Genomic DNA, 23,936 nt, shown 5'->3' with positions numbered 1-23,936 from the left:
TTGAATATCGGGCTTTTGTTTAGTGTGCACTTGCGTGTACTCTTTAGGCCAAATGAAAAGCGTGCAAATAAAGTGCTTGCACAAATAACGGTTTAGGAGACTCTATGCACCGTCGAGCAATTTATCCGGGAACCTTTGATCCTATTACAAATGGCCACGCCGACTTAATTGAACGAGCCGCCAACTTGTTCAGTGAAATTGTTGTAGGTATTGCAGAAAGCCCCAGTAAAAAGCCGCTGTTTAGTCTGGAAGAGCGGGTTTTGCTGGCACAGCAAGTGACTGAAAACCTCGATAATGTCACTGTTGTTGGCTTTTCCGGGCTGTTGGTGAACTTTGCCAAAGAGTACGAAGCAACAGTGCTTATTCGCGGGTTACGTGCGGTGTCTGATTTTGAATACGAATTTCAGCTAGCCAATATGAACCGACGTTTGGCGCCCAATCTGGAAAGCGTGTTTCTGACGCCGGCCGAGGAAAACTCGTTTATTTCTTCTTCTTTGGTAAAAGAGGTGGCGCTGCATGGCGGCGATGTATCCGGTTTTACTGACGCCCGGGTGGCGTCAGCACTGGAACAGAAGTTTTCTGGTAAGCGTCCGGGCAAAAGTTAACCCGGCTTAACCAAAGGCTACGTGATAAAACACGATGCTCATCAGTACCGGACATAAATAACGGATATGCCAGCGTAATAAGGTTAAGCCGACACTGCCCGCAGCAATAGCTTTCAGGTGATTGCTGCGGTGCCATAACCAGCCCACCACCAGCAAGTAGAATAGGCCTGACAGCGGCAACTGGAACTGTGTGACCGCAGTAACAACCCAGCCAAACAGCGGTTCAAAGAACAGTATTAACAAAAGCGAAAACACCGCAATAACGCTCAGTGACAGAGCTGTTGCCACTGGCCGTTTCAGTTTGCGCTCTTCTATGCAGTAAGACACCGGTACTTCGGCCTGAGCAATGGTCGAGGTTAGAGCGGCAATACTCAGCAACATAAAAAATGCAAAAGCCACAAAAGGTCCGGCAATGCCCATACTGTTAAATAGCTCTGGCAGTACCGCAAAAATGAGCTGGCCTTCGCCAACCAGTTTAGAGCCTTCGCCGACATTAACGCCGAGATGAATACCCGCGTACAGAGCAGGAATAATGAGCAACCCGGCTAAAAACGCAATAAAGGTGTCCAGTGCCGCTACGGACAAGCTTAAACGACCTAAGTTAGCACCGGGCTTCAGGTAGGAGCCGTATATCATCATGCCGCCCAAACCAATAGAGAGCGAGAAGAACGCCTGACCCATAGCCGCCACTAAAATGCTGGTGTCGGTCATGAGGCTAAAGTCCGGGACAAGATATTTCTTCAGACCTTCGTCAGCGCCGGGTAAGGTCAGCATGTAGGCAATTAGCGCCACCAGTAAAACGACTAAGGTAGGCATCAGACGTTTTGACCAGCGCTCTATACCCTTTTCAACGCCCTGAAATACCACGTAAGCGGTGGCTAATAAAAATACAGCGGTGAAAATTAAGTCGCGGGTTAGTGAGCTGTTCAGCAAAAATTCGGCAGCAACTTCAATACCAAAGCCACGAGCCAGAAAGCCTAAAGCGTGAACTAGCATCCAGCCGGCAACAACATGATAAAAGCTGAGCATTAAGCAGGAGCCCAGCACATTAAGGTAACCCATTAAGCGGCCAATAGGGCGTGCGCGACCTTCAGACAGCTGCGTTAAGGAGCGAACGGGGTTCGCCTGCGCACTATGGCCTATCAGCATTTCGCTGTACAAAGCGGGTATGGCAAGTATAAAGATTACGCAAAGATACACCAACAGAAACGCGCCGCCGCCGTGGTTGGCAACCTGAGTCGGAAAGCCCCAAATATTTCCCAGGCCAACGGCAGAGCCCGCCGCTGCTAATATAAAGCCAATTCGGCTGTGAAAGGAGTCACGCATAAATGATCAGAAACCCGCTGCTGCTTACAAAAGTCAGGCGGGCATTCTAACGAACTGGCAAAATTTTGCCCTATCTTTTTTTACACAATCAGGTTAATATTCGCGCCCTGAAAATTAGCCAGTAACCAAACTGTAAAACAGGATTTTTTACGCTGTGTTGCTGCTGTTAACGTTAACGAACGACCGTAATCTCAGGAGCCTTACGTCATGCCTAATCTGGATCTGAGCCGCTACGGCATCACAGATGTCGAAGAAATTGTCCATAATCCGTCCTACGACCTGCTATTCGAAGAGGAAACTCGCGACGACCTGCAAGGTTATGAAAAAGGAACGGTAACGGACCTGGGTGCGGTTGCTGTCGATACCGGAATTTTCACCGGACGTTCCCCTAAAGACAAATACATTGTCCGCGATGACACAACTCGCGATACCGTCTGGTGGGCTGATCAAGGCAAAAACGACAACAAACCACTGTCGACCGAAACCTGGAATGAACTGAAAGGTTTGGTTACTGAGCAGTTGTCGCACAAACGTTTGTTTGTGGTTGATACCTACTGCGGTGCTAATGAAGACACTCGTCTTGCAGTTCGCTTCATTACCGAAGTGGCATGGCAGGCGCACTTCGTGAAAAACATGTTTATTCGCCCAAGCGAAGCAGAGCTGGAAAACTTTGAGCCAGACTTCGTTGTTATGAATGGTGCCAAGTGCATTAATCCTAAGTGGCAGGAACAGGACCTGAATTCAGAAAACTTTGTGGCCTTTAACTTAACTGAAAAAATTCAGTTAATTGGCGGCACCTGGTACGGCGGCGAAATGAAAAAAGGTATGTTCTCAATGATGAACTACTTCCTGCCGCTTAAAGGCATTGCTTCTATGCATTGCTCTGCCAACGTTGGCAAAGAAGGCGACGTGGCTATTTTCTTCGGTTTGTCAGGTACAGGTAAAACGACCCTGTCAACTGACCCGAAACGCGCACTCATTGGTGACGACGAACACGGTTGGGATGACGACGGCGTATTCAACTTTGAAGGTGGTTGCTACGCAAAAACCATCAACTTGTCGAAAGAAGCGGAACCCGATATTTACAACGCTATCCGCCGTGACGCGCTCTTAGAAAACGTTGCTGTCGATGACAACGGAGTCGTTGATTTTGACGACAACTCAAAAACTGAAAACACTCGCGTGTCTTACCCTATTTATCACATTGAGAACATTGTTAAGCCGGTGTCTAAAGCGGGTCATGCGAAGAAAGTGATTTTCTTAACAGCCGATGCCTTTGGCGTATTGCCTCCAGTTTCTAAGCTGACTAAAGAACAGGCGCAGTATCATTTCTTGTCCGGCTTTACTGCTAAATTAGCCGGTACTGAGCGTGGTGTAACCGAACCAACACCTACTTTTTCGAGCTGTTTTGGCGCGGCGTTCTTAAGTCTGCATCCAACGCAGTATGCGGAAGTTTTAGTTAAGCGTATGGAAGCGGCTGGCGCAGAAGCTTACCTGGTTAACACCGGTTGGAACGGCACTGGCAAGCGCATTTCTATTAAAGCGACGCGCGCTATTATTGACGCCATTTTAGATGGTTCAATTGAAGACGCTGAATTTGTGCAGTTGCCTCACTTTAACCTGGCTATGCCAACTGAGCTGGCCGGCGTTGAAGACAGCAGTATTCTTGACCCGCGTAAAACATACGAAGATGACGGTGAGTGGGACGTTCGGGCGAAAGACTTAGCCGAACGTTTTGTCGCAAACTTTGAGAAATTTACTGACACCGATAACGGTAAAGCACTGGTTGCCGCAGGCCCTCAGCTGTAAATTCATAGTTTGAAACAAATTAAAGGGCTCGTAACACTTGTTACGGGCCCTTTGTCTTTCTAAGATAGGCGCTTCTCAAGCAAATAACAGAAAAATAACATGCGCCTTTCAGTTAATAATGTCACTAAGCGTTACCGCACCGTAACGGCGGTAGACGCTATCTCCCTCGATATTCAGCCCGGCAAGATACAGGCTCTGCTCGGCCCCAACGGTGCCGGTAAATCGTCGCTGGTTCGTATGTTGGTTGGCCTGACCCAGCCCGACGAAGGAGAAATCCTCGTTGAGAACAACGGCGAGAGTATTGAGCTGACCTATCACGACTTTGCTTACCTGCCTGAAGACCGCGGTTTGTATCAGGATCGAACCATACTGGATAATCTGAGTTATATTGCCAGTTTGCGCGGGTTGAAGCTGAGCGATATACGCAGCGATATTGATAATTGGCTGGAGCGGTTCGAGCTGACTGATCGCAAAGATGAGCCCTTGCGTCAGATGTCTAAGGGAAACCAGCAAAAAGTACAACTTATTGCCACGCTGCTGCACGACCCTCAACTGGTGATTCTGGATGAACCCTTTTCGGGTTTAGATCCGGTAAACCAGGAGCACGTGCTGACGGTTTTAAACGAGTTGCGCGAGCGAGGCAAAACTGTGGTGTTAAGTGCGCATCAAATGGAGCTGGTTGAACGCTTAGCCGATACTATGCTGCTCATGAATAAAGGACGCGCGGTAGCTCAGGGGAGCTTGCAGGAGATACGCGATACTTTGCTGCCCAAGCCGGTTTACCGGGTAACAACCAACGCTCAACTTGCTTTGGACAGCTGGCAGGGCGTGGAGCAAATAGAGTCCATGCGCAAGGTGAGTGAAGAACAAGTGGAGATAACTTTTGATGCTGATGCCGGTATAGAGCAGTTGTGGCCTACACTTGCGCAGCGGGTATCGATTAAAGCTTTTGCGCCAATTCAGCCCGGATTACACGATTTATATCTGGATACGATTCGTCGGCAGGCGAGTGGTGAGAGAAACAGCAAGGAGGCGCAGTCATGAAACAGACGAATCCGGGTTATTTTAAGCAGTTGAAAGCCATTTCATGGTGGGAGTTTAAGCGCTTCTTTAAGTGGAAGCAGGAGCTTTTATCACTTGTGATTTTGGTCGGGATTTTTGCCGTGAGCACTGGCTGGGGCGCAATAGCCCAGCTTTTGTCAGATGAATATCACGGAGCTATTTTCTATGAAGAAGGCAAGCCACAGTCTTGGGAGTTTGAGGCACCAAAAGACTTAAACCTTCGTAGTGCTGGCACTATGGAAGTGGAAAGATGGAAAGCGCAGCTACCGGAAGACTTAGACACACTAATTGTCATAACACCTGAGTTAACCGCAAAAGTCTGGGTTAAGAAGTCTCAGACCTGGCAACAGGAGCTGCGCAGTGAACTTCAGCAACAATTGCAGGACTTGCGTATTCAGCAGTTGCCTCTGGCGCCTGAACAAAAAGCAGTAATTAACGAGAAGCCGGACATTACTTTTGCTATTGAAGAAAGTGAAGAGGCTTCCATTGATGATGCTAACGACGGCTCAGCCAGTATGTTACTGGTGATCATAATGGTCGGGGTTTTTACTGGCTTCGGTTTGATGATGATGTCCATAACCGCCGAGAAGCAACAACGGGTTACCGAGCAATTGCTGACCATTGTGACTCCCACACAGTGGATGGACGGTAAAATTATCGGTATTACTTTGCACAGTATTAAGTCAATGCTCTTTATTGGTTTAATGATTTTGGGCGTGAGCCTTGTCATTGCCGCGTTTTCCGATAAGAGCGGCTCCGGTCTGGACTGGGGAATTGGTACCGGTCTGTTGAGCATTATCTTTGTTTTATTGGGCACGGTCTTAATTAATGCGTTATTAGCGGGTTTTTCCGCAACCATTGATGACCCTAACCACTCGTCACGCAGTACTGTGATGCTGGTACCGATGTTGCCAATATTTCTAAGCTTTAGTGTTGTAAGTGCGCCAGACTCGACCTTAGCTACCGTAATGAGCATTCTGCCTATTAGCTCCTTTGCCATGATGCCGGCGCGTTTGTTGCAAACGGATGTCGCGGTGTGGGAATGGATGCTGAGTCTGGTCTTACTGGCGGCTTTTGTATACTGGATGCGTAACGTGGCGGGCAGATTATTCGCCATGGGTATTCAGTATTACGGAAAAGAACCTGGCTGGAAGGAAATTTGGCAGGCCGTTTCGGGTAAATAACAAAGTTGCAGAGACAAAAAAACCGGGAGCTTCGAATGAAGTATCCCGGCTTTTTATTAGAGTCTGCTTTACTTCAGCTGCTCAGCGTGCGGCAGTTCAAACGAGGGTTTTTCCTCGGCTTTTTCAACCAGGAAAGTATCCATCCAACGCATTAAGCGCATGCTGTAATCCAGCTGTGCCGCCACTTTGCGGTTACCATGGCCTTCGTCGGGGTATAACACCAGACGAACCGGTACCTTGCCGTGAGTTTTCAGGTAACGGTAAAGCTCCATGGATTGTGAAGGGTGTACACGAGTGTCTTCTTTACCATGCATAATAAGAATTGGCGTACGTGCCTTTTCTGCGTGGTAAATTGGGCTGCGCTCTAAGTACCATTCCCACTTGTCCCACGGATAGCTGCGGGCATGCACGGCGTGCATTTCTTTGGCAATGTCGGTGGTACCAAACTTAGATAAGTTGTTGCTGATACCCACAAACATAACACTGGCAGCAAAGTGCTCGGTCTGTGCCGTTGCGCCCCAGGCCGATGCGTAACCACCGTATGAACCGCCGGTAATACCCACGCTTGATTCATCGGCTAAACCAATTTCGACCAGATGTTTTTTCGCATCAACAATGTCGTCGAACTCTTTACCAGCGTAGTCATTCTGACCCAGCTTAGAGAACTCGACACCACGACCGGTACTGCCACGGTAGTTCGGGAAGAACAGAGCATAGCCCTTAGCTGCAGCATGTTTAACCGGCGATGCGTAGCGATCTAACCAGCCGTTGCTGTAGTGCGATTCAGGACCACCGTGAATCACCATCATTAGAGGGTAGGTTTTACCTTCCTCGTAGTTGGTTGGGTAAACCACAATGCCTTCCAGTTTAAGCCCGTCGCGCGCTTCGTATGTCATGGTTTCCTGGCGTGGCATGTCAATATCGGCCAGCCAGGGGTTTGAATCGGTTAAACGCTCCAGTCGACCGTTACTGTATTTAAAGGCTTCGCTCGGGTGGCTTGGGCGGTGACCTGTCAGTACAAATTCTGACTTACCGGCTTCGCCGTCCAGGCTGGTGAAAATGGCTTCACCCAACTCTAACAGGCTGCGGCTTTCTAAAAACTTAAGCGTTAATGCCTGAACTTCGGTTTCGGTGCCACGATGACCCAGCCAGATAATTTCTTCATCGGTACGCCAGCTAAAGTCTTTGACTGCGCCTTTGTAGTCAGGCAACACGTTGCGGTGCTCTTGCTCGTGAGTGTCGTAAACAAATAAAGAACCAGCAGAAGGGTCGTTGTAGTCAGCAGCGCGGGTCATGGCCAAATAACGACCGTCCGGTGAAAATTCTGCACGACCAAGCTTACCCTCACTTTCAAAAGAAGTGACTACTTCACCATCCAGACTAATAAGTTGATACTGGCTGCTCATGTAATTGTCATCAATAAGCGAAGTTGGTGCGGTACGAACCAGTAGCTGCTCGTTATTCGGGTGGAAGCTAACCGAAAGCGCGTGTTGGTCCTCGGCGGTAACCGCTTTGGCTTCTGCGTCTTCCTCACCCAATGAAACATGGTAAACCTGAGTATAGGTTAAGTCTTCTTCGTAAACTTCGGCTTTAAAGCCTTTCTTCTCGAGCTTTTCTTCATCGCTGTCTTTCGCGCCTGAAGATAAAAACACCAGCTGCTGGCCGTCATCGCTCAGAGCGTAGCCGCCAATATTGCCGTCAAATTCAAACACCGACTGAACGCCGCCGCCGTTCACAGGCATGCGATACAGCTCCTGATACTCATCGCCTTCTTCTTTTGCGGTAAAGTACAGGTATTCGCTTTGCGGACCAAAGCTGACTCGGCCGAACTTTTTGTCTTTGCTCAGGTAAGACGTTTCTTCGCCTTCAGTGTTAATAAGCACTAACTCACTGTAGCTGGAGCCGTCGTCATCTTCGTACGGAGTTCGGGGTGTTGAGCGGATAACCGCTGTAAATTGACCATCCGGCGACAATTGAGCCGAACGAATGGCTTTGGTGGTTACGGTTTCCATTAGCGTCATCTCACGGGCATCAATATCTGCCGCCAAGACTGCTAATGCCATACCGCCTACAGCACGTAAAAGCATAATGTTCTCCAGTTTCTTGTTCTGATTAAAATTGTTTTTTTATGACTCTCGTTTTAGTAACCGGCGAGTCGCCTCGGCGCCTCGGGCAACTAAGCGAACTTGCAGAATCGTTTTCTCGGTAATAATTTCGCGCTCTTCTTCATCTACGTCGAAACAGTCGGCTCCGGCGCTAAATACAATTTTGGCAATGGTGTCCGACTGTAACTCAGCCAGCTCACGGGTAAACGACTGTTCGTTGACTAAATAGTCTTCCAGTTCGGCCTTAAAATGGTCTATTTCGCGCACTACCGCCAAACGAAAACTGCGTGAACGGCCTGAACGCTCCTGCAACAACAGCCTGAAGGTAGCGGTATTGTCTGCGACAAACTGCATAAAAGTTTCAATGGATACCCGAATAATTGAGCCGCCGGATTCAATGCGCTGACGCGCCTGGCGTAATAGTTGGCGTAAAGCCAGACCGCATTCGTCCACCAAAGTGAGTCCTAACTCATCCATGTCGCGAAAATGTCGATAAAAAGAAGTAGGAGCAATACCGGCTTCACGGGCAACCTCGCGCAGGCTTAAACTGGAGAAACCGTTTTCGGCGCTTAATTGGTTCATTGCCGCGTTAATTAACGCCTGTCGGGTTTTCTCTTTTTGCTTTGCGCGAATTCCGGCCATAGTCGTATAGTCATCTTTGCGTGTATATTAAGAATGATAACACAGCTTTTTACACTTTTACCGCTTGTAATTTGAACACGAAACACGTACATTCAGCGTACAGGTGTACGCTATTAGACGCCTGCCTTTATTTGAATGTTTTAGGTTATATGCATGCAAAAGATTTCTGAAAAGCCCCCCATCATCTGGTTAAACACCCTGGTGTTCTCTATTACCTTTATTGTCGCCATTGTTGGTGTACCTTTATACGCTTACAGCGTTGGCATTGGTGCCGCGTTTTGGTGGGTTATGTTGGGCACGGCGTGTTTCGCCGGCTTATCTATTACTGCGGGCTATCATCGCCTGTGGGCGCATCGTACATACGATGCAAACCCGGTAATTCGTTTTATTTTTGCCATTGGCGGTGCGGTTGCGCTGCAGAACAGTGCGCTTCACTGGTCTTCTGACCACCGTGAGCACCACAAGCACGTTGATGACAACGACAAAGACCCGTATTCCGCTAAGCGCGGGTTCTGGTACTCGCATATTGGCTGGATGATCCGTGAATATCAGGCGAGCCGTTATACTGACTACGATAACGTTAAAGACCTGCAGAAAGACCCAATTGTTATGTGGCAGCACAAGCATTACCTGCCGCTAACCCTGTTTGTGAACTTTGGCTGGCCAATTGCCGCCGGTTTCATGCTGGGCGACGTGTGGGCAGGATTGTTGGTTATTGGCGTGTTGCGCCTGGTGCTAAACCACCACACCACGTTCTTTATTAACTCGCTGGCGCATATTTGGGGTAAACAGCCTTATACCGACAAAAACACTGCGCGTGACAATGGCGTGCTGGCGTTTCTGACGTTTGGCGAGGGTTACCATAATTACCACCACATTTTTGCTGCGGATTATCGTAACGGTATTCGCTGGTGGCAGTTCGACCCAACCAAATGGCTTATCGTAGCCAGTAAGTGGCTGGGTCTGGCGAAAAACTTGAAGCGTAGCTCGCCGTATCAGGTAGAACGGGCAAAACTGCAAATGCAGTTAAAACGAGCTCAGCTGAAAGCTCAGGCGGCGCCGGAATCTTTGTTCGAAAGAGCTCAGGAGCACTACGACAAGCTTGGTCAGCAGCTGAAAGCTTATTATCAGGCGCGCAAGAAGTTGCTGGATACCAGAACAAAAGCACTGAAAGAGCATGTGAACCTTGATATTGATGCTTTGAAGCGTCAGGTTGATGAAATGAAAGCTTCGCTGGAAATGCAAAAGCGCTCCTGGAAAGCACTGTTAAACCAAATTCAGCAGCATGCGTAGTTGTTACTAAGAAGCTAAATTTGCGACGAATGGTATTTGTCGGTACTTGATAATGTTTAAAATATGACCGATACTGGCAAATACATTCGTAGTAACACGCCCTAGTGTGTGGGAGGAAACGATGGAAATTGGTGCAGCAATGAACTCAGGCCTGCAGGGTATGCAACGTGCAAACCAGCAGGTATCACAAGCGAGTCAGGAAATTGCGTCTGCTTCAACATCGGGTCGTAATGATGTTCAGCAGCAAAGTAATGCCGTTGCAAATGGTGCCCAGGCCGCAACTGAAACCGCGTCAGAAACCAGCCAAAGCGTTACGGCTGCCAACACAACTGATTCTTTAGTTTCATTAAACCAAGGGCAGACCAACTTTGAGTCAAACACCCGTACGGTAGAAACTGCCGACGAGATGTTGGGCACAATGATTGATACCAGCGCTTAATGTTCTAGTATGAATATCTCACCAGCGTTACCGCCTATTCCTGTAACGTCGGCACCACCTGCGGAGTCGATGAACAGGGATAATTTGCAGCGGCCGCTGGTGAATGAACCTGCCAAATCTGATCAATCTAGTAATAAAGCTGATACCCAGGCCAACAGAAAACCTGACGCGAAAGCAGACGGTAAGCCTGACAACAAAAAAGCCACCGACAAAGCTAGTAAAGAAGTTACTGATAATGCTGAAAAGAATCAGCAGAAGCTCAGTGAAGAAGAAGTTTTAAAAGTCGATGAACTAAAAAGCCGCGATCAGGAAGTGCGTGTACATGAACAAGCCCACGCGGCGGTTGGCGGTCAGTATGCTGGTTCTCCTTCCTATGAATATGAACGTGGACCTGACGGTAAGTCTTATGCTGTGGGCGGCGAAGTTCAAATAGATGTCAGCCCGGTTAATGGCGACCCTCAAGCGACCATTCAAAAAATGCAGGTAGTGCGTCGTGCGGCATTAGCGCCAGCACAACCTTCTGCTGCCGACCGTTCAATTGCTGCCGAAGCGGCTAATAAAGCTACTCAGGCGCGCGCAGAGCTGGCGCAGCAACAGATAAAGTCGGGTGAAGAAGATGGCGAAAATCGCAGTCCTGATATTAGTATTAATGCGCCATTTAATAAAAGCTTAGAGGGTGAAGGCGAGAGCCAGTCAGCGTCGTCGGATGTAGCGCCTGAAGAGCAGGGTAAAAAAACATTGTCGTCGCCTGAACGAGGCGAGATGATAGCTTCTTTCTACGATAAGCGCGTTCGTCCTTCCGTGGACTCATTTAGCGCTACCGCTTAACTCCCTTTTTTATTCCTGTTTAATCTTTTTTCGCTTTTGCGAAGGCATCTGCCAGTGCACTGCCCATAGCGGAATTTTGTGGCTGTGGCGCACGACCACCGTTACCTGAAGGCTTTTTCTTAGGCCCGCTTCCGGTTTTCGTTTTAGGCTTGTCGCTGCCTGCATTATTGGTTGGGGCTTCATCGCTTAAACGCATAGTTAAGCCAATACGCTTACGTTCAATGTCTACTTCCAGCACTTTTACCTTTACAATGTCGCCGGCTTTAACCACTTCGCGCGGGTCGCTGACAAACTTGTCCGCCAGTGCTGAAATGTGCACCAGACCATCCTGATGTACGCCAACATCAATAAAGGCACCAAAGTTCGCCACGTTAGTTACCACACCTTCCAGTAACATGCCGGGCTTTAAGTCGCTGACTTTCTCGACCCCTTCTTTAAATTCTGCCATTTTGAATTCAGGACGCGGGTCGCGGCCGGGTTTTTCCAGCTCGGACAAAATATCGGTAACCGTTGGTAAGCCAAAGCGCTCGTCGGTGTAGTCTTTAGCGTTTAGGTTTTTAATCAGTTGCTGATTACCAATAAGTTCCTGTACCGGTAGCGAGTTCTCTTTAGCAATGCGCTCAACCACAGTATAGGCCTCGGGGTGAACCGAAGAGGCGTCCAGTGGCTGCTCGCCGTTACTAATGCGTAAGAAACCCGCCGCCTGTTCAAAGGCTTTTGGTCCCATGCGCGCAACATCTAGCAATTGCTTGCGGTTACGGAACGCACCATGCGCATCGCGGTGTTCAACCAGATTCTTCGCCAGAGTTTTCGATAAACCGGATACGCGCTGAAGCAACGCGGCAGAAGCCATGTTGGCATCCACACCCACGGCGTTTACGCAGTCTTCAACCACCGCATCAAGACTTTGCGCCAGTTGCGACTGACTAACATCGTGCTGGTACTGACCTACACCAATAGATTTTGGTTCAATTTTAACCAGTTCCGCCAATGGATCCTGCAAGCGACGGGCAATGGATACCGCGCCACGTAGCGACACGTCCATATTCGGGAACTCTTGCGCAGCCAGTTCAGACGCTGAGTAAACCGAAGCACCGGCTTCGTTCACAATGACTTTAGTGGCTTTAATGTCGCTGTGCTGTTTGAGCATGTCACCGACCATTTTGTCGGTTTCACGTGAGTGGGTGCCGTTACCAATGCTGATAAGCTCAACTTTGTACTGCTTGCACAAGGTAGCAAGCGTACGCATGGCTTTATCCATTTGGTTCTGTGGCTGGAACGGGAATACGGTGTTAGTGGCAACCGCTTTACCGGTTTCGTCGACCACCGCAACCTTAACACCGGTACGCACGCCCGGGTCTAAGCCCATAGTGGTTTTAGCACCGGCAGGCGCTGCCATCAGCAAGTCTTTTAAGTTGCTGGCAAATACCTGAATCGCTGCTTCCTCAGCGCGTTCGCGTACGCGAGCCATTAGCTCGGTTTCCATGTGCAGCGACAGCTTCACCCGCCAGGTCCATTGAATAACCTGACGTAGCCAGTCATCGGCTGCGCGGCCTTTATGCTCAAAGTTCAGGAAGTCGGCGATAATCACTTCGCAATGTGAGCCAGCGGTCTTGTCTTCACTGCCCGGGTCGGCATCCATTGAAAGCTGCAAAAAGCCCTCGTTACGACCACGTAACAATGCCAGCGTGCGGTGCGAGGGGATGGTTTTAAACAACTCAGAAAATTCAAAGTAGTCGCGGAATTTCGCGCCTTCTTTTTCTTTACCGGCAGCCACGGTGCTGGTTAAGTGCGCGTTCTGCCATAAGTGTGAGCGTAAGCGTTTTAGTAACTCTGCCTGCTCGGCAAAGCGCTCCATTAAAATAGCGCGGGCACCGTCGAGTACCGCTTTCGCATCAACAAAACCTTTGTCAGCGTCAATGTATTCGGCTGCAGCCTGTTCCGGGTTTTGTGTTGGGTCTTTCCACAGCAAGTCTGCCAGCGGCTCAAGCCCTGCTTCAATGGCAATTTGTCCTTTAGTGCGGCGCTTCGGTTTGTAGGGCAGGTATAAATCTTCCAGCTCGGTTTTAGAGTCAGCAGTTTTTATGCTCTGAGCCAGTTCGTCGGTTAACTTGCCTTGCTCGTCAATGGACTTGAGTATCACCTGGCGGCGGTCATCCAGCTCGCGCAGGTAGTTCAGGCGCTGATGCAGCTGACGCAATTGCGTGTCGTCTAAGCCGCCGGTCACTTCCTTACGGTAGCGCGCAATAAAGGGCACCGTTGAGCCTTCATCCAGCAACTGGATAACATACGAAATCTGGCGTTCATCAACCTTCAGTTCATTAGCAAGTATTTGCGGTATCTGGCTCATAGTACATCTCTTAGTTTTGAAACTTTACGACAAATAATGGGGACGAATACTATCACGAATTGGCTACGCGGGCTGTTGGTAACTTATCTTATTAATGAACCAGGTCTTAGTACCCTGTGGTGTGTTAACTTCCGCTTCGTCGTCTACCTGCTTTTTCAGCAGGGCTCGCGCCATGGGTGAGTCAATAGACACTGCGTCTTTGCGATCATAAATTTCATCTGGCCCGACAATTTGAAAGGCGCGAACATTCTTGTCCTCGTCCTCAATTTCCACCCAGGCACCAAAAAACACCTTACCGTCCTGCTGAGGCGAATAATACACCACCTTCACCTGCTCCAGACGCTTGGTTAAGTAGCGAATACGGCCGTCAATTTTGCGTAGCTTTTGTTTGTTGTATTTGTAGTCTGCGTTCTCAGACCGGTCACCGAGGCTCGCCGCCCAGGAAACCTTCTCCACCGTTTCGCGACGTTCTACACGCCAAAGGTGTTCAAGCTCCTGCTGCAACTTTTCATAACCGCCACGGGTAATTAAATTGGTTTTCATACGCTGATTCGTTATTGCCTGCGTTGAATTATAGATGGGGATTTTACTGGGTTATTGCAGCGAGGGGAATGGTAGATTGGTAAGGGTATGTAAGTTTTGATAGTAAATGCGTAGGCGAATTTAATCAGCACTTTTAAGTTAACTTGAAACGCTCTGTTGTCAGTAATATTGCATAGTTTATTGTTGTATTGGGTATTTAACTCGTTTAATGTCAACTACATAATAAAAACAAAAAGTTAGATATTGCGCACTCGTGAGATCAAAAATGAGCATGCTCGAATTAGTTTGTCTGTTTTTGGTGGTTTTTTTGAAAAATAGAACGGGTTATTAAAGGGTTGCAAAGAAAAAAACAGCAATTCAATGAACGCACAATATACAAATGTTATAACTCAAGGAGAGTTTAGGTGTCAGAATACAAACCAACAAAAATGGCATGGTTTTTCGGTGTTATTTTTGCGGCAGGTGTTGGAACCGCAGTTGTAGATGGATTTAAATATGCGTGGAATAAAATGTTTGAAAAAGATTTTAAATTAGAGTTAGTCGATATTTGGTGCCGTGACAAATCATGTACATTTACAGTTACTAATAGCGGTGATGTAGGGGGGGTTATGACTGCGTTCTCTGTTGATTCAGATAAAGACTTGAATGACCAGTTTAGAACAACACACCCTGTTGGTTATGAAAATTTAAAACCTACAGAAACACTTAAAACAACTTCTGTAGCATACTTGCCAGCGAAATCGTTTATTGATATTGAATTTGGTAATCCAAGTGATTACTTTCCTAAAAAACAAATATGTCTTTTTGGACGGACTCAAAAATGGTGTTCTGATTCAAAAGAATTGAATAAATTAGTGTTTAAAGAGTTATAACAAAACGCTCAAGCAAGGACGCGCTGAAGCGCGCCGCTTAGCTTAGCGTTAGCAGTACGGGCAAAATCGCAGTATGAATATCATCGATAAAATCAAAGATCTTGATGAGCATTGGAAAATACCAATCAAAGCTATTTTTATAGTAGTTTTCTTTGGTGTATTACCTAGTGTTTTTACCTGTGACTGGTCTTGGTTTTCAAGAAGCGGGTCAATTATTGTTGTCTATGGTGTTTACATTGTGTGGCTAGACTACAAAGGTAAAATTGATAGTGACCTGACTCTTTTAAAGTCAGCAGTAAATAAAAAATTTGGTGAAAAAGCTGAAGAGTTACACGATATAATGGACACCATGCGCAGCAATAATAGGCTCCTTTACGATAGAGTCGAGTTCATATTGTTAGCTTCAGGTACTGTTATTTGGGGCTATGGCGATCTTGTTGGCAAAATGTACTGCTAATGAGTCGTTTAAAAGGACAAAAACAGTTGGCTTTTGCTCTTTCGTCGCTAATTTAGCCAACTACTTTATTGCCTCTTAACGAGGCGTTAAATTTCGAGGAAGTATCGATTTGGACGATAGAGATAGAAAAGTATTAAGTGATATCGAAGAGTACGGATGCCATGTACTCAACGTCGCAGAAGCTGAAGGAGAGCCTTCATTTACCTACTCTATCGGTATCAATAAGAAGCAAAACAAACCTGATGTAGTGATTATGGGCCTTAAAACAGAGCTAGCTCATTCCATGGCAAATAATTACAAAGACCGTCTTCTTTCTGGCGAGGTCTTTGAACCAGGTAAGTTCTACCCTGACTTTCTAGGAAATTTCGACGTATGCTTTGTTCAAGTAGCAAAGAAGTACTACAAAGAGTATTTCGGTTGGGGGTTTTGGCTGCACGACGGAGGTGAGTTTGAGGTGCTACAAATGGTTTGGCCTACAACTGATGGCGTGTGGACGTGGAGCGAGGATAAATCAGAATTCTATCAATGGGCAGCACAACCAATCCTTACTGAGAGTGGTGTGCTAAATGAAATTTAACAAAGCTATCAAAAAACGTTCCGGCCAAAAACGACCTTCACTGGACGCGCTAACACGCGCCTTTTATAGCTACGTTAGAAATCAGAGGAGCTCGGAAATAAATGCGTGACACCGCGAATCAAGACTGCCCACTTTGTTCATCCGCCGCTGAGTTCTACTGTGTCGATGCTGGGAATGTTAAATACTTTAAGTGCTCCAATTGCAGCTATTTTCAGGTCTCAAGGCGGGCCGAGAATTACCTCAAGACAGCACCGGAGAGAATACGAAATAGTTTTTCAGAGCGAGCCAAACAAACGCCCGACGATCACCTTTTGGTAATTTCTGTAGAGTCTTCCGCTAAGGGCACACAATACGTATCCGAGGCTATGTCCGGGAAGTTCGTTCCGAAGTCAGAATTAGAGCTTTGAGGCAGGGATTTCTAACCATGCCAGTCACGGCGACGGCTACTGCATTGCGGCTGCGCCTCCATTCCGTAACCGCGCGTGCTGAGCGGCGTTTTGACCTAGACTGAACCCTTTGGTGTCTTCATAAGAAATGCTAGTAATTACTAGTAGGTGCTGATATGCTCCACACCCATTTCAATCTAGTGGAGCTTTACCAATGTCAGATAAGCCTCAGAATGAACTAATGGTTCAATCAAAAACCAATGTGGCGAACACCCTACGGACCCTTGCCAGTGCAATTGAGGCCGGAACTGTAAGCCGGTACGAGATCAACCAAACTAGCGATGGTTCTATCACAGTGAAGGCAGATTCCTCAGACGGAGCAGCAAGGGTCATACAAACACAAAAAGCAATTGACGGCTATACAAAAACCGCTACTGAGCATATCCAGAAATTACCTGCCCAACAGAGGCGTACCACAGTAAAAAGTCTGGTGCAAGAAGGTCTTAATCAAACGCAAATAGCTGAAAAAACAATGTATTCTCAAAAAACAATATCGAACGATATCAGGAAGCTCCGAAATGATGGAGAGCTGTAAATGTAATAACCAGAGGCTTCAGCAAGTTTTTGAAACAGAGCCAGATTGGGCAGGAGTTCGATGATGAAGGTGTGTGCCGCTCAATTTCGACCAATAGCAGGTGATTTCCAGGCTAACTGTGATAAGCATCTTGAGCTGATTGAACTGGCGGTTACCGAACGAGCAGATGTGTTATTCTTCCCTGAACTTTCGCTCACAGGGTTTGAACCACGACTCGCTGACTCTCATGCTATCGAAGTAGGCGACCAGCGACTTGATCTTTTTCAAGAGTGCAGCAATAACTACAATCTGATTATAGGTGTCGGTATGCCGATCATTGCTGGTTCTGATGTGTATATCGGAATGGTTTGGTTTACGCCTGGTGAAGTTCGGCGCCTATACGCAAAACAACAACTTCACCCGGATGAGAATCCCTACTTCGTGCCGGGTCATGGGCAGCTTTTGCTTGAGAGGCAGGGCTTCAAGTTAACGCCGGCCATTTGTTACGAATCACTTCAAATGGATCATGCTAACGATGCAGCCGCCTTATCTTCTGATATATATCTGGCCAGTGTCGCAAAACCTGCTGGGGGAGTAGCCAAAGCAATGAAGCATTATCCCATTGTTGCTCGAAGCCACAATATGTTTGTAATCATGGCTAACTGTGTCGGGCCGAGCGACGATTTTCTTAGCGTCGGTCAGTCGGCAGTCTGGAACATTCGAGGGGAATTCCTTGCTCAGATAGATGAAGAGTCTGAGGGAATAGTTGTTCTGGATACCCAGAGTGGAAGTGCTAGCGTGAAAAAAACTTGCTAACGCCGCAATACACGGGACAGACGCCTGATTGCGACGTTAAATATCGATAGAAACAGGAGTATAAAATGTCAGGTATAGAAATTCGTCAAGCCACAATTGAAGACTCGGCTCTGATTCATCGTTTTATTACGGAGCTTGCGGCTTATGAGAAAGCAGAGAATGAAGTATTGGCTACAGTCGCTGATATAGAAAATTCTTTATTTGGCGACAAAACGACCACTAATGCCATTGTTTGTCACTTCAATAACGAACCCATTGGTTTTGCGGTTTATTTTTTCAATTTCTCAACATGGCTCGGTAAGCATGGGTTATATCTTGAGGATTTGTATGTTTCTCCTGAGCACAGGGGCGTCGGTGCTGGGAAAGCTCTTCTGAAGCACCTTGCAAGAATTGCATTGTCGAAAAACTGTGGTCGCTTCGAGTGGAGCGTACTTGATTGGAATGAACCCGCGATACAGTTCTATAATTCAATAGGTGCGGAACCTCAAAATGAATGGATAGGCTATCGTTTGGCTGGAAAAGCACTTGAAGAATTCGCCTGTATTTAACAGCTCTATACTATGGGAGCCATTTTATGAAAAACGTTGACCTCGATTTTGCGGGTTCTTATGCCACACGACCAATCCGGTTTCTCGAACTCGCGACTATCGATGGATGGCGCGTCAAGATCTATGGCATTTCAGCACAAGGCGAGACTCCGAATTCGACGCTCGTGCAGAGCGCAATCGATCTTGCTAGCAAGGCTTTACCAACACCTCCTGTACAACTCGACGGAAGCGCCGTCAGTGATGACGGTGACGTGCTGTTCGACTCTCTTGACCGTTATGGTGTGGGTATCATGATCGTACACGAAGCACGCGAAGGATGTTTTGTGCTTCTTGATTGGTGGACGGGCGAAAATATGCTGCAACACCATGTGTACTTCTCCCGTGATACCGAAAACCCGGAATTTGCGGACGTGGCCCACACAGGAATCGGTGCGTGCGTGTGGGAACTGAAGGTGCTGTCTTTCGAGCGGGAGGCATGGATTGACTGTGTTCTGGCAAGAGAGGGAGGAGCTGACCTAAATGGATACTGCAGTCGTCACTTTTCCGAAGACGTTTGATTATATCGCATAACCGAGCATTGCAGATGGCGTTAGGGGGGAGATGAACAATCGATTCGTAATTACCGGCGGCCCCGGTGCTGGCAAAACAACAATCCTTACTGCTCTTGCCGAGTGTGGATACAATTTCGCACCAGAGTCTGGCCGGAAGATAATCAAAGAGCGGTTAGCGGCGGGGTTGTCGGCTCGTCCGGAACCGGTCTTGTTTGCTCAGGAAATACTAAGTGCAGATATCGATAAATATCGAAAGGCAGATAGCGGCTGCCACACATTCTTTGATAGAGGTGTGCTGGACGCGTTGTATATGCTTAATGCGGAAAACGCACTGACCCAAAAGCAAGCTGAACAGTATATTCATGACTTTCCTTACAATAGAACTATTTTTCTTCTGCCTCCGTGGAAGGATATTTACGTCACTGATGCAGAGCGCGATCAAACGTTTGAACAAGCTGTTGCAGTGTACGAAGGTATGAAGAGGTGGTATCTGGAATGGGGTTACGAAACCTTGGAAGTGCCGCGTAGTTCTGTTGAAAAGCGCGTTTCATTTATTCTGGAAGCCGTAGGTAATACTTTAACAACTGCCAGGTAAGGGTCGCTTCTAATCTTGAGTATCGTGAACTTGTAGCAAGTGTTAGCAATTGCCAACGAAATTGAGTTAGCTAAGTGGCTTGTAAAGAGTTAGCAAAGGCAGGCTTGGCAATGGCTTTTCCGTTGCGGCTTCGCTACTATTCCAAAGCTGCGCGAGCCGCGGACGTCAAGTTTCCCGGAGAGATAGTACGAATATGGTAAACGGATTTAATAACCACGATGACATGGTCCATTCGGTCTGTGATGGGTTTATCAACAGAGTCAATGATGCCGTACCCAATAATATAGAGCTTCTTTGCAACCAAGATGGTTATGAAATACTTACCGATGCATTTGGCAACGAATTTCAAAAGCATGACATAGAAAACGCAAGCATTGAGCAAATCAACTCTATAGCAAAAGAATTGAGCGAGTTTCTGGAAAAAGAGGTAAGTCTAGAGGAAGTCTGCGACTTTATTAATGGGGCTCTTAAACAATCATTTGGTGATTACCGTTCTGCGCAATACAAAACTTAGCAAGTTCGAGTGGTTGAGACCTGAGCTGAAAGGAGAGTGTCTGTGCAGTTAGAAAACCTTGCTGAGTGGCTTGAGGGACTTCGAAAGGAAGACGACCTGCTAGTTGGTGAGTTGCACGTGCCCTTCTTGCGACAAAAAGAATCTATAGAAGTCTGCTTTGTGGGGCAGAAGAGAGCTGTGACGGAGAGTCAGCAGAAGACGCTGCTGGGTTATCTTGAACAAATTGATACCATTCATCGGCAAGCCGTCGAGCGAATCTCTATCGACTACCAGGCAAATGTCGACATATATCGGAGAGCTTTTCAAGAGTGGGGTGAAGACCCCGATGTGCATGCTCCTCTCGTCAATTCTGCTGAAGACTTAGCCCCAGTTATGCTTTATCAGAGCTTATTTATTCCCTCCTGGAAGGATCTAGGAACTTTCGGCATGGGGTTTTGGGCTAAGTGGGAAGTTGAGCATGGCGTCGGGATCAAATTTGAAAGCTGGCGCCTACTTGAAGCAGGCGAAAACTCTGTGCACTTTCGTTTCGAATAAACGAGCAGCTAACAATCTCAGGCATAGCGGGCGTTAGGAGAATTTAGAAAATGATAGAGCTGTACTTCTTAGTTAGCGTCTTTGTAGGAATAGCGGTAATTGTTGATGGTGTTGTTTTATATAAAGCCAAAGGCGTTTGCTGGACAAACAAAATACAGTCGTTCACAACCACTATTGAGTTTTTATGGGTTATTGTTTCTATCATTGCCTTTTTTACGCTAGAGTTCTCACACTTCCAGATATTAATTCCTTCTCTCTACGTAGCATATAATATTCTTGGCTGGGCGTACGGCTCTTATCTTGTGTCAAAGTCACCTGAAGTGAAGAATGGGGCAGAAGCATTGGTTATACCGTACTGGTATCTTATTTTTGGCTTAACCGTTGGTATCGTATTCAGTATAAGCAGTTTATGTGCACTTATACTCTTATAACCAATGGCTTAAATGGTTAATACGAACACGAAAACACTTAGGTACCCAAATGGCATTACAGGCAACTCCTTATAAAATCTCACTGGATATATCAGATACTGATCGCGATGTTTACGAGAGTGTGAAATTTACTGTTGCACGCCATCCATCTGAGACAGAGCTGCGTCTAGCCTCACGAGTACTGGCTTATGCGATGTTCTATCATCCGCAACTCTCCTTTGGCAGGGGGCTATCCGATACCGATGAAGCGGCACTCTGGGAAATAGATCTCACCGGTGAAATTCAGCATTGGATTGATGTTGGCCTACCGGATGCTGCGCGGGTTATTAAAGCCAGTCGACGTGCACCGAAGATGTCCGTAGTTGTGTATGGCAATGCGCGTTTGTGGCGAGAAAAAGTGCTACCGAAGTTTGCCCATTTAAACAACGTGAATGTGTTTGTTTTACCGCAAAATGAGCTAGCGGAAATTGCTGAAAAATTACATCGTTCAACACACTGGGGCGTAATGATAAGCGATGGTCAGCTGTATATCAGTGATGGTGATGAACAGATGATTGTTGCGCTTGAGTGTTGGCATGGTGAAATGCCCGAGGCGTCGCTGTAGGTTGATGTGCAATACAAATAAGTGGCGGAGTGGTTCTTCGTTGCGGCTTTGAATGCACTGCAAAGCCGCGCAGCGTCATTTCGTTAACTTTTAGTCAAGTAGCCAAGTTCAATCAGTGTTTCGCGGACTCGCTTTTTGATGTCTTTGGAGTTCCGTATAAAGTACCGCTGAACAGAGGTGTTTTCTGCGTCGACTTTATCCAGCATCTCGTCTTTAAGCTTACGTGCTACGTGAGCTGGCGCTAAAGGGTCTGTGACTATGCCGATAGTGTGACTGCTAAGTCTGCTTTGTATCGCCATTGTGTCCGCGTACCGGTCTGATTCAGCTACCTTGGTATAAACTTCGTTAGCTGGCAAATCATAGATGTCCGCATAAATTTCACGTAACTCGTCGAGGCCTTCCTGCAGTTCCTGATCGGTGTAATCTCGCATACTCATCGCGTGCTCTACTGAAAGTTCCGCTGTGGTCAGCGGGTTGATAACACCGTCGTAGATGTCGCGGGCTCCAACGGCTACGGTTTCCCAATACGGAGCCAGCGTTTCTGTAATTTTAGGTAAAGGGTCTTTTCTAGGCCAGGATGCGATTAAGTTGTAACCTAGGTGAGGAGCTTCGGATTCCCAACTGAGCTCGTAACTGCCGTCGGGGTTGGTTGTAGTTTTAGGATCTTTTGAGCTGCATGCGAGGGTTCTTTTTAAATCGGCGCAGACTTCCACATTGCCGACTCTCTCCTCAAATACAACCGTGCCGGATACTTGAATAGTACGGGTTTCTGGTTCGTTATTAACTTCTTCAATAGTACTTTCATTACTCTGAACTTGAGTCTCTTTAACTTCCGTTTCTGAATCAGAGTCGTTGCAACCGATTAAAACCGTACTCATTAAAATAAGACCAAAAAGCTTTGTTGGCATTTCAAAATCCTTTCGAAACAAAATTTAAGTATGTATATTCACATAGCGTAGTTGAAAGTAAAAGTTAAGAAAGCGTTAAGGTTCGTATCACTCTCTCCGACAGTTGAGTATTTACAATTCCCTTGCACTTTAGCACCTTGCGCGGCCAACCCTGTTTTTATAGAGTCAAAACACACGCAACGTACACCACGGATAGCAGGCATAGCCTTAAGGCAAGATGCCAGATGAAATTGGAGTTCAAAATCAAACATGCAAAATTCAAATAATGTTGTCGGGAAGCAGAGTAGTTACGACGAGCCAATGAATTCACCTGAAGAGAGGGTTAAGTCGTTTATTTCCCATTGGTATGAACAATGGTTGAAAGCCGAGACAAAAAGCAAGGCTGAAGAGGATAACGGTCAGGGGTTTGATTTTGGCTACTGGCGTGATCTTATGTCCGCTGTCGATAAAGCTCACTTCCTTGCCGGTAGTGGTTCAGGGTCTGACAACTCGTTTGGGCCCGCTGACTATGACCCGAATAACGAAAAAATCATTGAGTGTGATATTCAAGGCGACTTTGCTCAAGTGCTTACCGAGCTGCGCCAAGATGAGGGTAGGCCTTCAAATTATCATGCCTACGAGCTCAAGTTTGATGCAGAGAAAGACTGGAAAATAACGCGGATACATACTCTTTTTCATCCCCCAAAAAGCCCGGTTATTGCCCCTGAACAACATGCTGATATTCTTGCTATGTCGAGCTCCGCTGCTCCGTTTATGAATAAACAAGAGAATTTAGACCTTAATGAACAGACTCTTTTTCAGCAAAATCGGCGTGTCACAATCCCGCATTTAGATGAAGGAGAGGCAAAACTGGAAGAGGTTGGAAGGCTGCGAATTAGCTCAGGAATTCTCGGGATTTTAGATTTTGGCTATGATATTTATCGGTTTGAACCGCTACAGCGCAAGGTAAAGCCCGGCGACTATCTCGTTGAAACAGTTACAGCCTATAACCGGGTTGCCGGTATTCGGGTAAAGCTAAGCGAAAGCGAACAGGCAGTAAAATGGTATGCAGCGAATACACCGAGCGGTAACGGAGTTTATGGTGTCGACGCTGGGAACCTGGCTATATTCGATGTTGGGAACCTTGTGGAACTAAGCCATTTGAGAAAAGAAAAGCTCTTTAACGAATGGATCCTGGAGGGGAAAACGGAACTGTTATCAATGACCGGGCAAGATGACTGCGTTATTTGCACCAGCGGTTTTGGCGATGGCGCTTACCCCGCTTTTTGGGGAGTCAATGAGCAAGATGAAGTGGTCTCGCTGTACATTGATTTCATGATCCTTGTACAAGAAACTGAAAACGGCTCATATGAGTCGATTTAAAATAGGCTTTATAAGCGCTGA

General features: G+C 47.0%; 26 protein-coding genes. 20 read left to right on the top strand and 6 right to left on the bottom strand.

The genetic code is table 11. The features are described 5' to 3' along the window. Positions 1 to 104: 104 nt before the first annotated feature. Complete coding sequence (coaD, locus tag NJR55_RS00535; protein ID WP_011233533.1) at positions 105 to 605, top strand: pantetheine-phosphate adenylyltransferase; 501 nt, start codon at positions 105 to 107, stop codon at positions 603 to 605. Positions 606 to 611: 6 nt separating this feature from the next. Here the strand turns inward: coaD and NJR55_RS00530 are convergent, their stop codons facing one another. Further along, positions 612 to 1,931 (bottom strand): sodium-dependent transporter, encoded by a 1,320-nt coding sequence (locus NJR55_RS00530; RefSeq protein WP_253616864.1) that lies wholly within the window; start codon positions 1,929 to 1,931, stop codon positions 612 to 614. A gap of 207 nt (positions 1,932 to 2,138) precedes the next feature. On the opposite strand from NJR55_RS00530, the gene pckA reads away from it, so the two are divergent. The 3 genes from pckA to NJR55_RS00515 all read left to right on the top strand — a co-directional run bounded on the left by pckA (position 2,139) and on the right by NJR55_RS00515 (position 5,986). Continuing rightward, complete coding sequence (pckA, locus tag NJR55_RS00525; RefSeq protein ID WP_253616863.1) at positions 2,139 to 3,740, top strand: phosphoenolpyruvate carboxykinase (ATP); 1,602 nt, start codon at positions 2,139 to 2,141, stop codon at positions 3,738 to 3,740. A 99-nt stretch (positions 3,741 to 3,839) separates the two neighbouring features. Further along, entirely contained in the window at positions 3,840 to 4,784 is a 945-nt protein-coding gene (locus NJR55_RS00520; RefSeq protein WP_253616862.1) for an ABC transporter ATP-binding protein, read from the top strand. After that, positions 4,781 to 5,986 (top strand): ABC transporter permease, encoded by a 1,206-nt coding sequence (locus tag NJR55_RS00515; protein ID WP_253616859.1) that lies wholly within the window; start codon positions 4,781 to 4,783, stop codon positions 5,984 to 5,986. Before NJR55_RS00520 ends, NJR55_RS00515 begins: the two co-directional genes overlap by 4 nt. Positions 5,987 to 6,054: 68 nt before the next feature. Here NJR55_RS00515 and NJR55_RS00510 read toward each other — a convergent pair whose 3' ends face one another. Together NJR55_RS00510 and fabR are read right to left on the bottom strand one after the other, a co-directional pair. After that, positions 6,055 to 8,073: a S9 family peptidase gene (locus NJR55_RS00510; RefSeq protein ID WP_253616856.1), complete on the bottom strand. Its 2,019-nt coding sequence runs from the start codon at positions 8,071 to 8,073 to the stop codon at positions 6,055 to 6,057. 39 nt (positions 8,074 to 8,112) lie between these two features. Next, entirely contained in the window at positions 8,113 to 8,733 is a 621-nt protein-coding gene (fabR, locus tag NJR55_RS00505) for an HTH-type transcriptional repressor FabR (protein WP_253616854.1), read from the bottom strand. Between the two features lie 153 nt (positions 8,734 to 8,886). On the opposite strand from fabR, the gene NJR55_RS00500 reads away from it, so the two are divergent. The 3 genes from NJR55_RS00500 (at position 8,887) to NJR55_RS00490 (ending at position 11,293) form a co-directional block, all read left to right on the top strand. Then, positions 8,887 to 10,026 (top strand): acyl-CoA desaturase, encoded by a 1,140-nt coding sequence (locus NJR55_RS00500; RefSeq protein ID WP_253616852.1) that lies wholly within the window; start codon positions 8,887 to 8,889, stop codon positions 10,024 to 10,026. A 121-nt stretch (positions 10,027 to 10,147) separates the two neighbouring features. Continuing rightward, positions 10,148 to 10,465, top strand: a complete 318-nt coding sequence (locus tag NJR55_RS00495) for a flagellar basal body rod C-terminal domain-containing protein (RefSeq protein ID WP_011233541.1) — start codon at positions 10,148 to 10,150, stop codon at positions 10,463 to 10,465. A gap of 69 nt (positions 10,466 to 10,534) precedes the next feature. Continuing rightward, a complete protein-coding gene (locus NJR55_RS00490) occupies positions 10,535 to 11,293 on the top strand; it encodes a putative metalloprotease CJM1_0395 family protein (RefSeq protein ID WP_420844448.1) in 759 nt (252 codons plus the stop codon). A gap of 19 nt (positions 11,294 to 11,312) precedes the next feature. Here NJR55_RS00490 and NJR55_RS00485 read toward each other — a convergent pair whose 3' ends face one another. Together NJR55_RS00485 and greB are read right to left on the bottom strand one after the other, a co-directional pair. After that, complete coding sequence (locus NJR55_RS00485) at positions 11,313 to 13,643, bottom strand: Tex family protein (protein ID WP_253616847.1); 2,331 nt, start codon at positions 13,641 to 13,643, stop codon at positions 11,313 to 11,315. A 63-nt stretch (positions 13,644 to 13,706) separates the two neighbouring features. Beyond that, positions 13,707 to 14,186 carry a transcription elongation factor GreB gene (greB, locus tag NJR55_RS00480; protein WP_253616845.1) on the bottom strand — a complete coding sequence of 160 codons (480 nt, stop codon included), beginning with the start codon at positions 14,184 to 14,186 and terminating at the stop codon, positions 13,707 to 13,709. 404 nt (positions 14,187 to 14,590) lie between these two features. On the opposite strand from greB, the gene NJR55_RS00475 reads away from it, so the two are divergent. The 12 genes from NJR55_RS00475 (at position 14,591) to NJR55_RS00420 (ending at position 21,645) form a co-directional block, all read left to right on the top strand. Beyond that, on the top strand, positions 14,591 to 15,058 hold the full coding sequence (locus tag NJR55_RS00475) for a hypothetical protein (RefSeq protein WP_253616843.1): 468 nt from the start codon (positions 14,591 to 14,593) through the stop codon (positions 15,056 to 15,058). 73 nt (positions 15,059 to 15,131) lie between these two features. Next, positions 15,132 to 15,515, top strand: coding sequence for a hypothetical protein (locus tag NJR55_RS00470; protein ID WP_253616841.1), 384 nt, complete (start codon positions 15,132 to 15,134; stop codon positions 15,513 to 15,515). Positions 15,516 to 15,624: 109 nt separating this feature from the next. Further along, on the top strand, positions 15,625 to 16,092 hold the full coding sequence (locus NJR55_RS00465) for a DUF4262 domain-containing protein (protein WP_253616839.1): 468 nt from the start codon (positions 15,625 to 15,627) through the stop codon (positions 16,090 to 16,092). A gap of 600 nt (positions 16,093 to 16,692) precedes the next feature. Then, positions 16,693 to 17,073, top strand: coding sequence for a helix-turn-helix domain-containing protein (locus NJR55_RS00460; protein ID WP_253616837.1), 381 nt, complete (start codon positions 16,693 to 16,695; stop codon positions 17,071 to 17,073). Positions 17,074 to 17,133: 60 nt separating this feature from the next. Then, on the top strand, positions 17,134 to 17,868 hold the full coding sequence (locus tag NJR55_RS00455; protein WP_253616835.1) for a carbon-nitrogen hydrolase family protein: 735 nt from the start codon (positions 17,134 to 17,136) through the stop codon (positions 17,866 to 17,868). A gap of 65 nt (positions 17,869 to 17,933) precedes the next feature. Next, complete coding sequence (locus NJR55_RS00450; protein ID WP_253616834.1) at positions 17,934 to 18,416, top strand: GNAT family N-acetyltransferase; 483 nt, start codon at positions 17,934 to 17,936, stop codon at positions 18,414 to 18,416. 26 nt (positions 18,417 to 18,442) lie between these two features. Then, the gene (locus tag NJR55_RS00445) at positions 18,443 to 18,973 is read left to right on the top strand and encodes a hypothetical protein (protein ID WP_253616832.1); all 531 of its coding nucleotides are present in this window, start codon (positions 18,443 to 18,445) and stop codon (positions 18,971 to 18,973) included. Positions 18,974 to 19,016: 43 nt separating this feature from the next. After that, a complete protein-coding gene (locus NJR55_RS00440; RefSeq protein WP_253616830.1) occupies positions 19,017 to 19,562 on the top strand; it encodes an AAA family ATPase in 546 nt (181 codons plus the stop codon). A gap of 193 nt (positions 19,563 to 19,755) precedes the next feature. After that, positions 19,756 to 20,076 (top strand): hypothetical protein, encoded by a 321-nt coding sequence (locus tag NJR55_RS00435; protein ID WP_253616828.1) that lies wholly within the window; start codon positions 19,756 to 19,758, stop codon positions 20,074 to 20,076. 42 nt (positions 20,077 to 20,118) lie between these two features. Continuing rightward, positions 20,119 to 20,610 (top strand): DUF6985 domain-containing protein, encoded by a 492-nt coding sequence (locus NJR55_RS00430; protein WP_253616826.1) that lies wholly within the window; start codon positions 20,119 to 20,121, stop codon positions 20,608 to 20,610. A gap of 50 nt (positions 20,611 to 20,660) precedes the next feature. Further along, positions 20,661 to 21,041 carry a hypothetical protein gene (locus NJR55_RS00425; protein ID WP_253616824.1) on the top strand — a complete coding sequence of 127 codons (381 nt, stop codon included), beginning with the start codon at positions 20,661 to 20,663 and terminating at the stop codon, positions 21,039 to 21,041. A 49-nt stretch (positions 21,042 to 21,090) separates the two neighbouring features. After that, positions 21,091 to 21,645, top strand: coding sequence for a YaeQ family protein (locus NJR55_RS00420; RefSeq protein WP_253616822.1), 555 nt, complete (start codon positions 21,091 to 21,093; stop codon positions 21,643 to 21,645). Between the two features lie 83 nt (positions 21,646 to 21,728). On the opposite strand, the gene NJR55_RS00415 is transcribed toward NJR55_RS00420, so the two are convergent. Further along, entirely contained in the window at positions 21,729 to 22,553 is an 825-nt protein-coding gene (locus tag NJR55_RS00415; protein ID WP_253616820.1) for a hypothetical protein, read from the bottom strand. Between the two features lie 249 nt (positions 22,554 to 22,802). Here NJR55_RS00415 and NJR55_RS00410 point away from each other — a divergent pair, with 249 nt between their 5' ends. Continuing rightward, the gene (locus NJR55_RS00410; protein ID WP_253616818.1) at positions 22,803 to 23,915 is read left to right on the top strand and encodes a DUF4241 domain-containing protein; all 1,113 of its coding nucleotides are present in this window, start codon (positions 22,803 to 22,805) and stop codon (positions 23,913 to 23,915) included. Positions 23,916 to 23,936 lie beyond the last annotated feature (21 nt).

It is taken from the genome of Idiomarina rhizosphaerae (genome assembly GCF_024159085.1).
Classification (GTDB): Bacteria; Pseudomonadota; Gammaproteobacteria; order Enterobacterales; family Alteromonadaceae; genus Idiomarina; species Idiomarina rhizosphaerae.
This window is presented reverse-complemented; position numbering and strand designations above follow the sequence as displayed.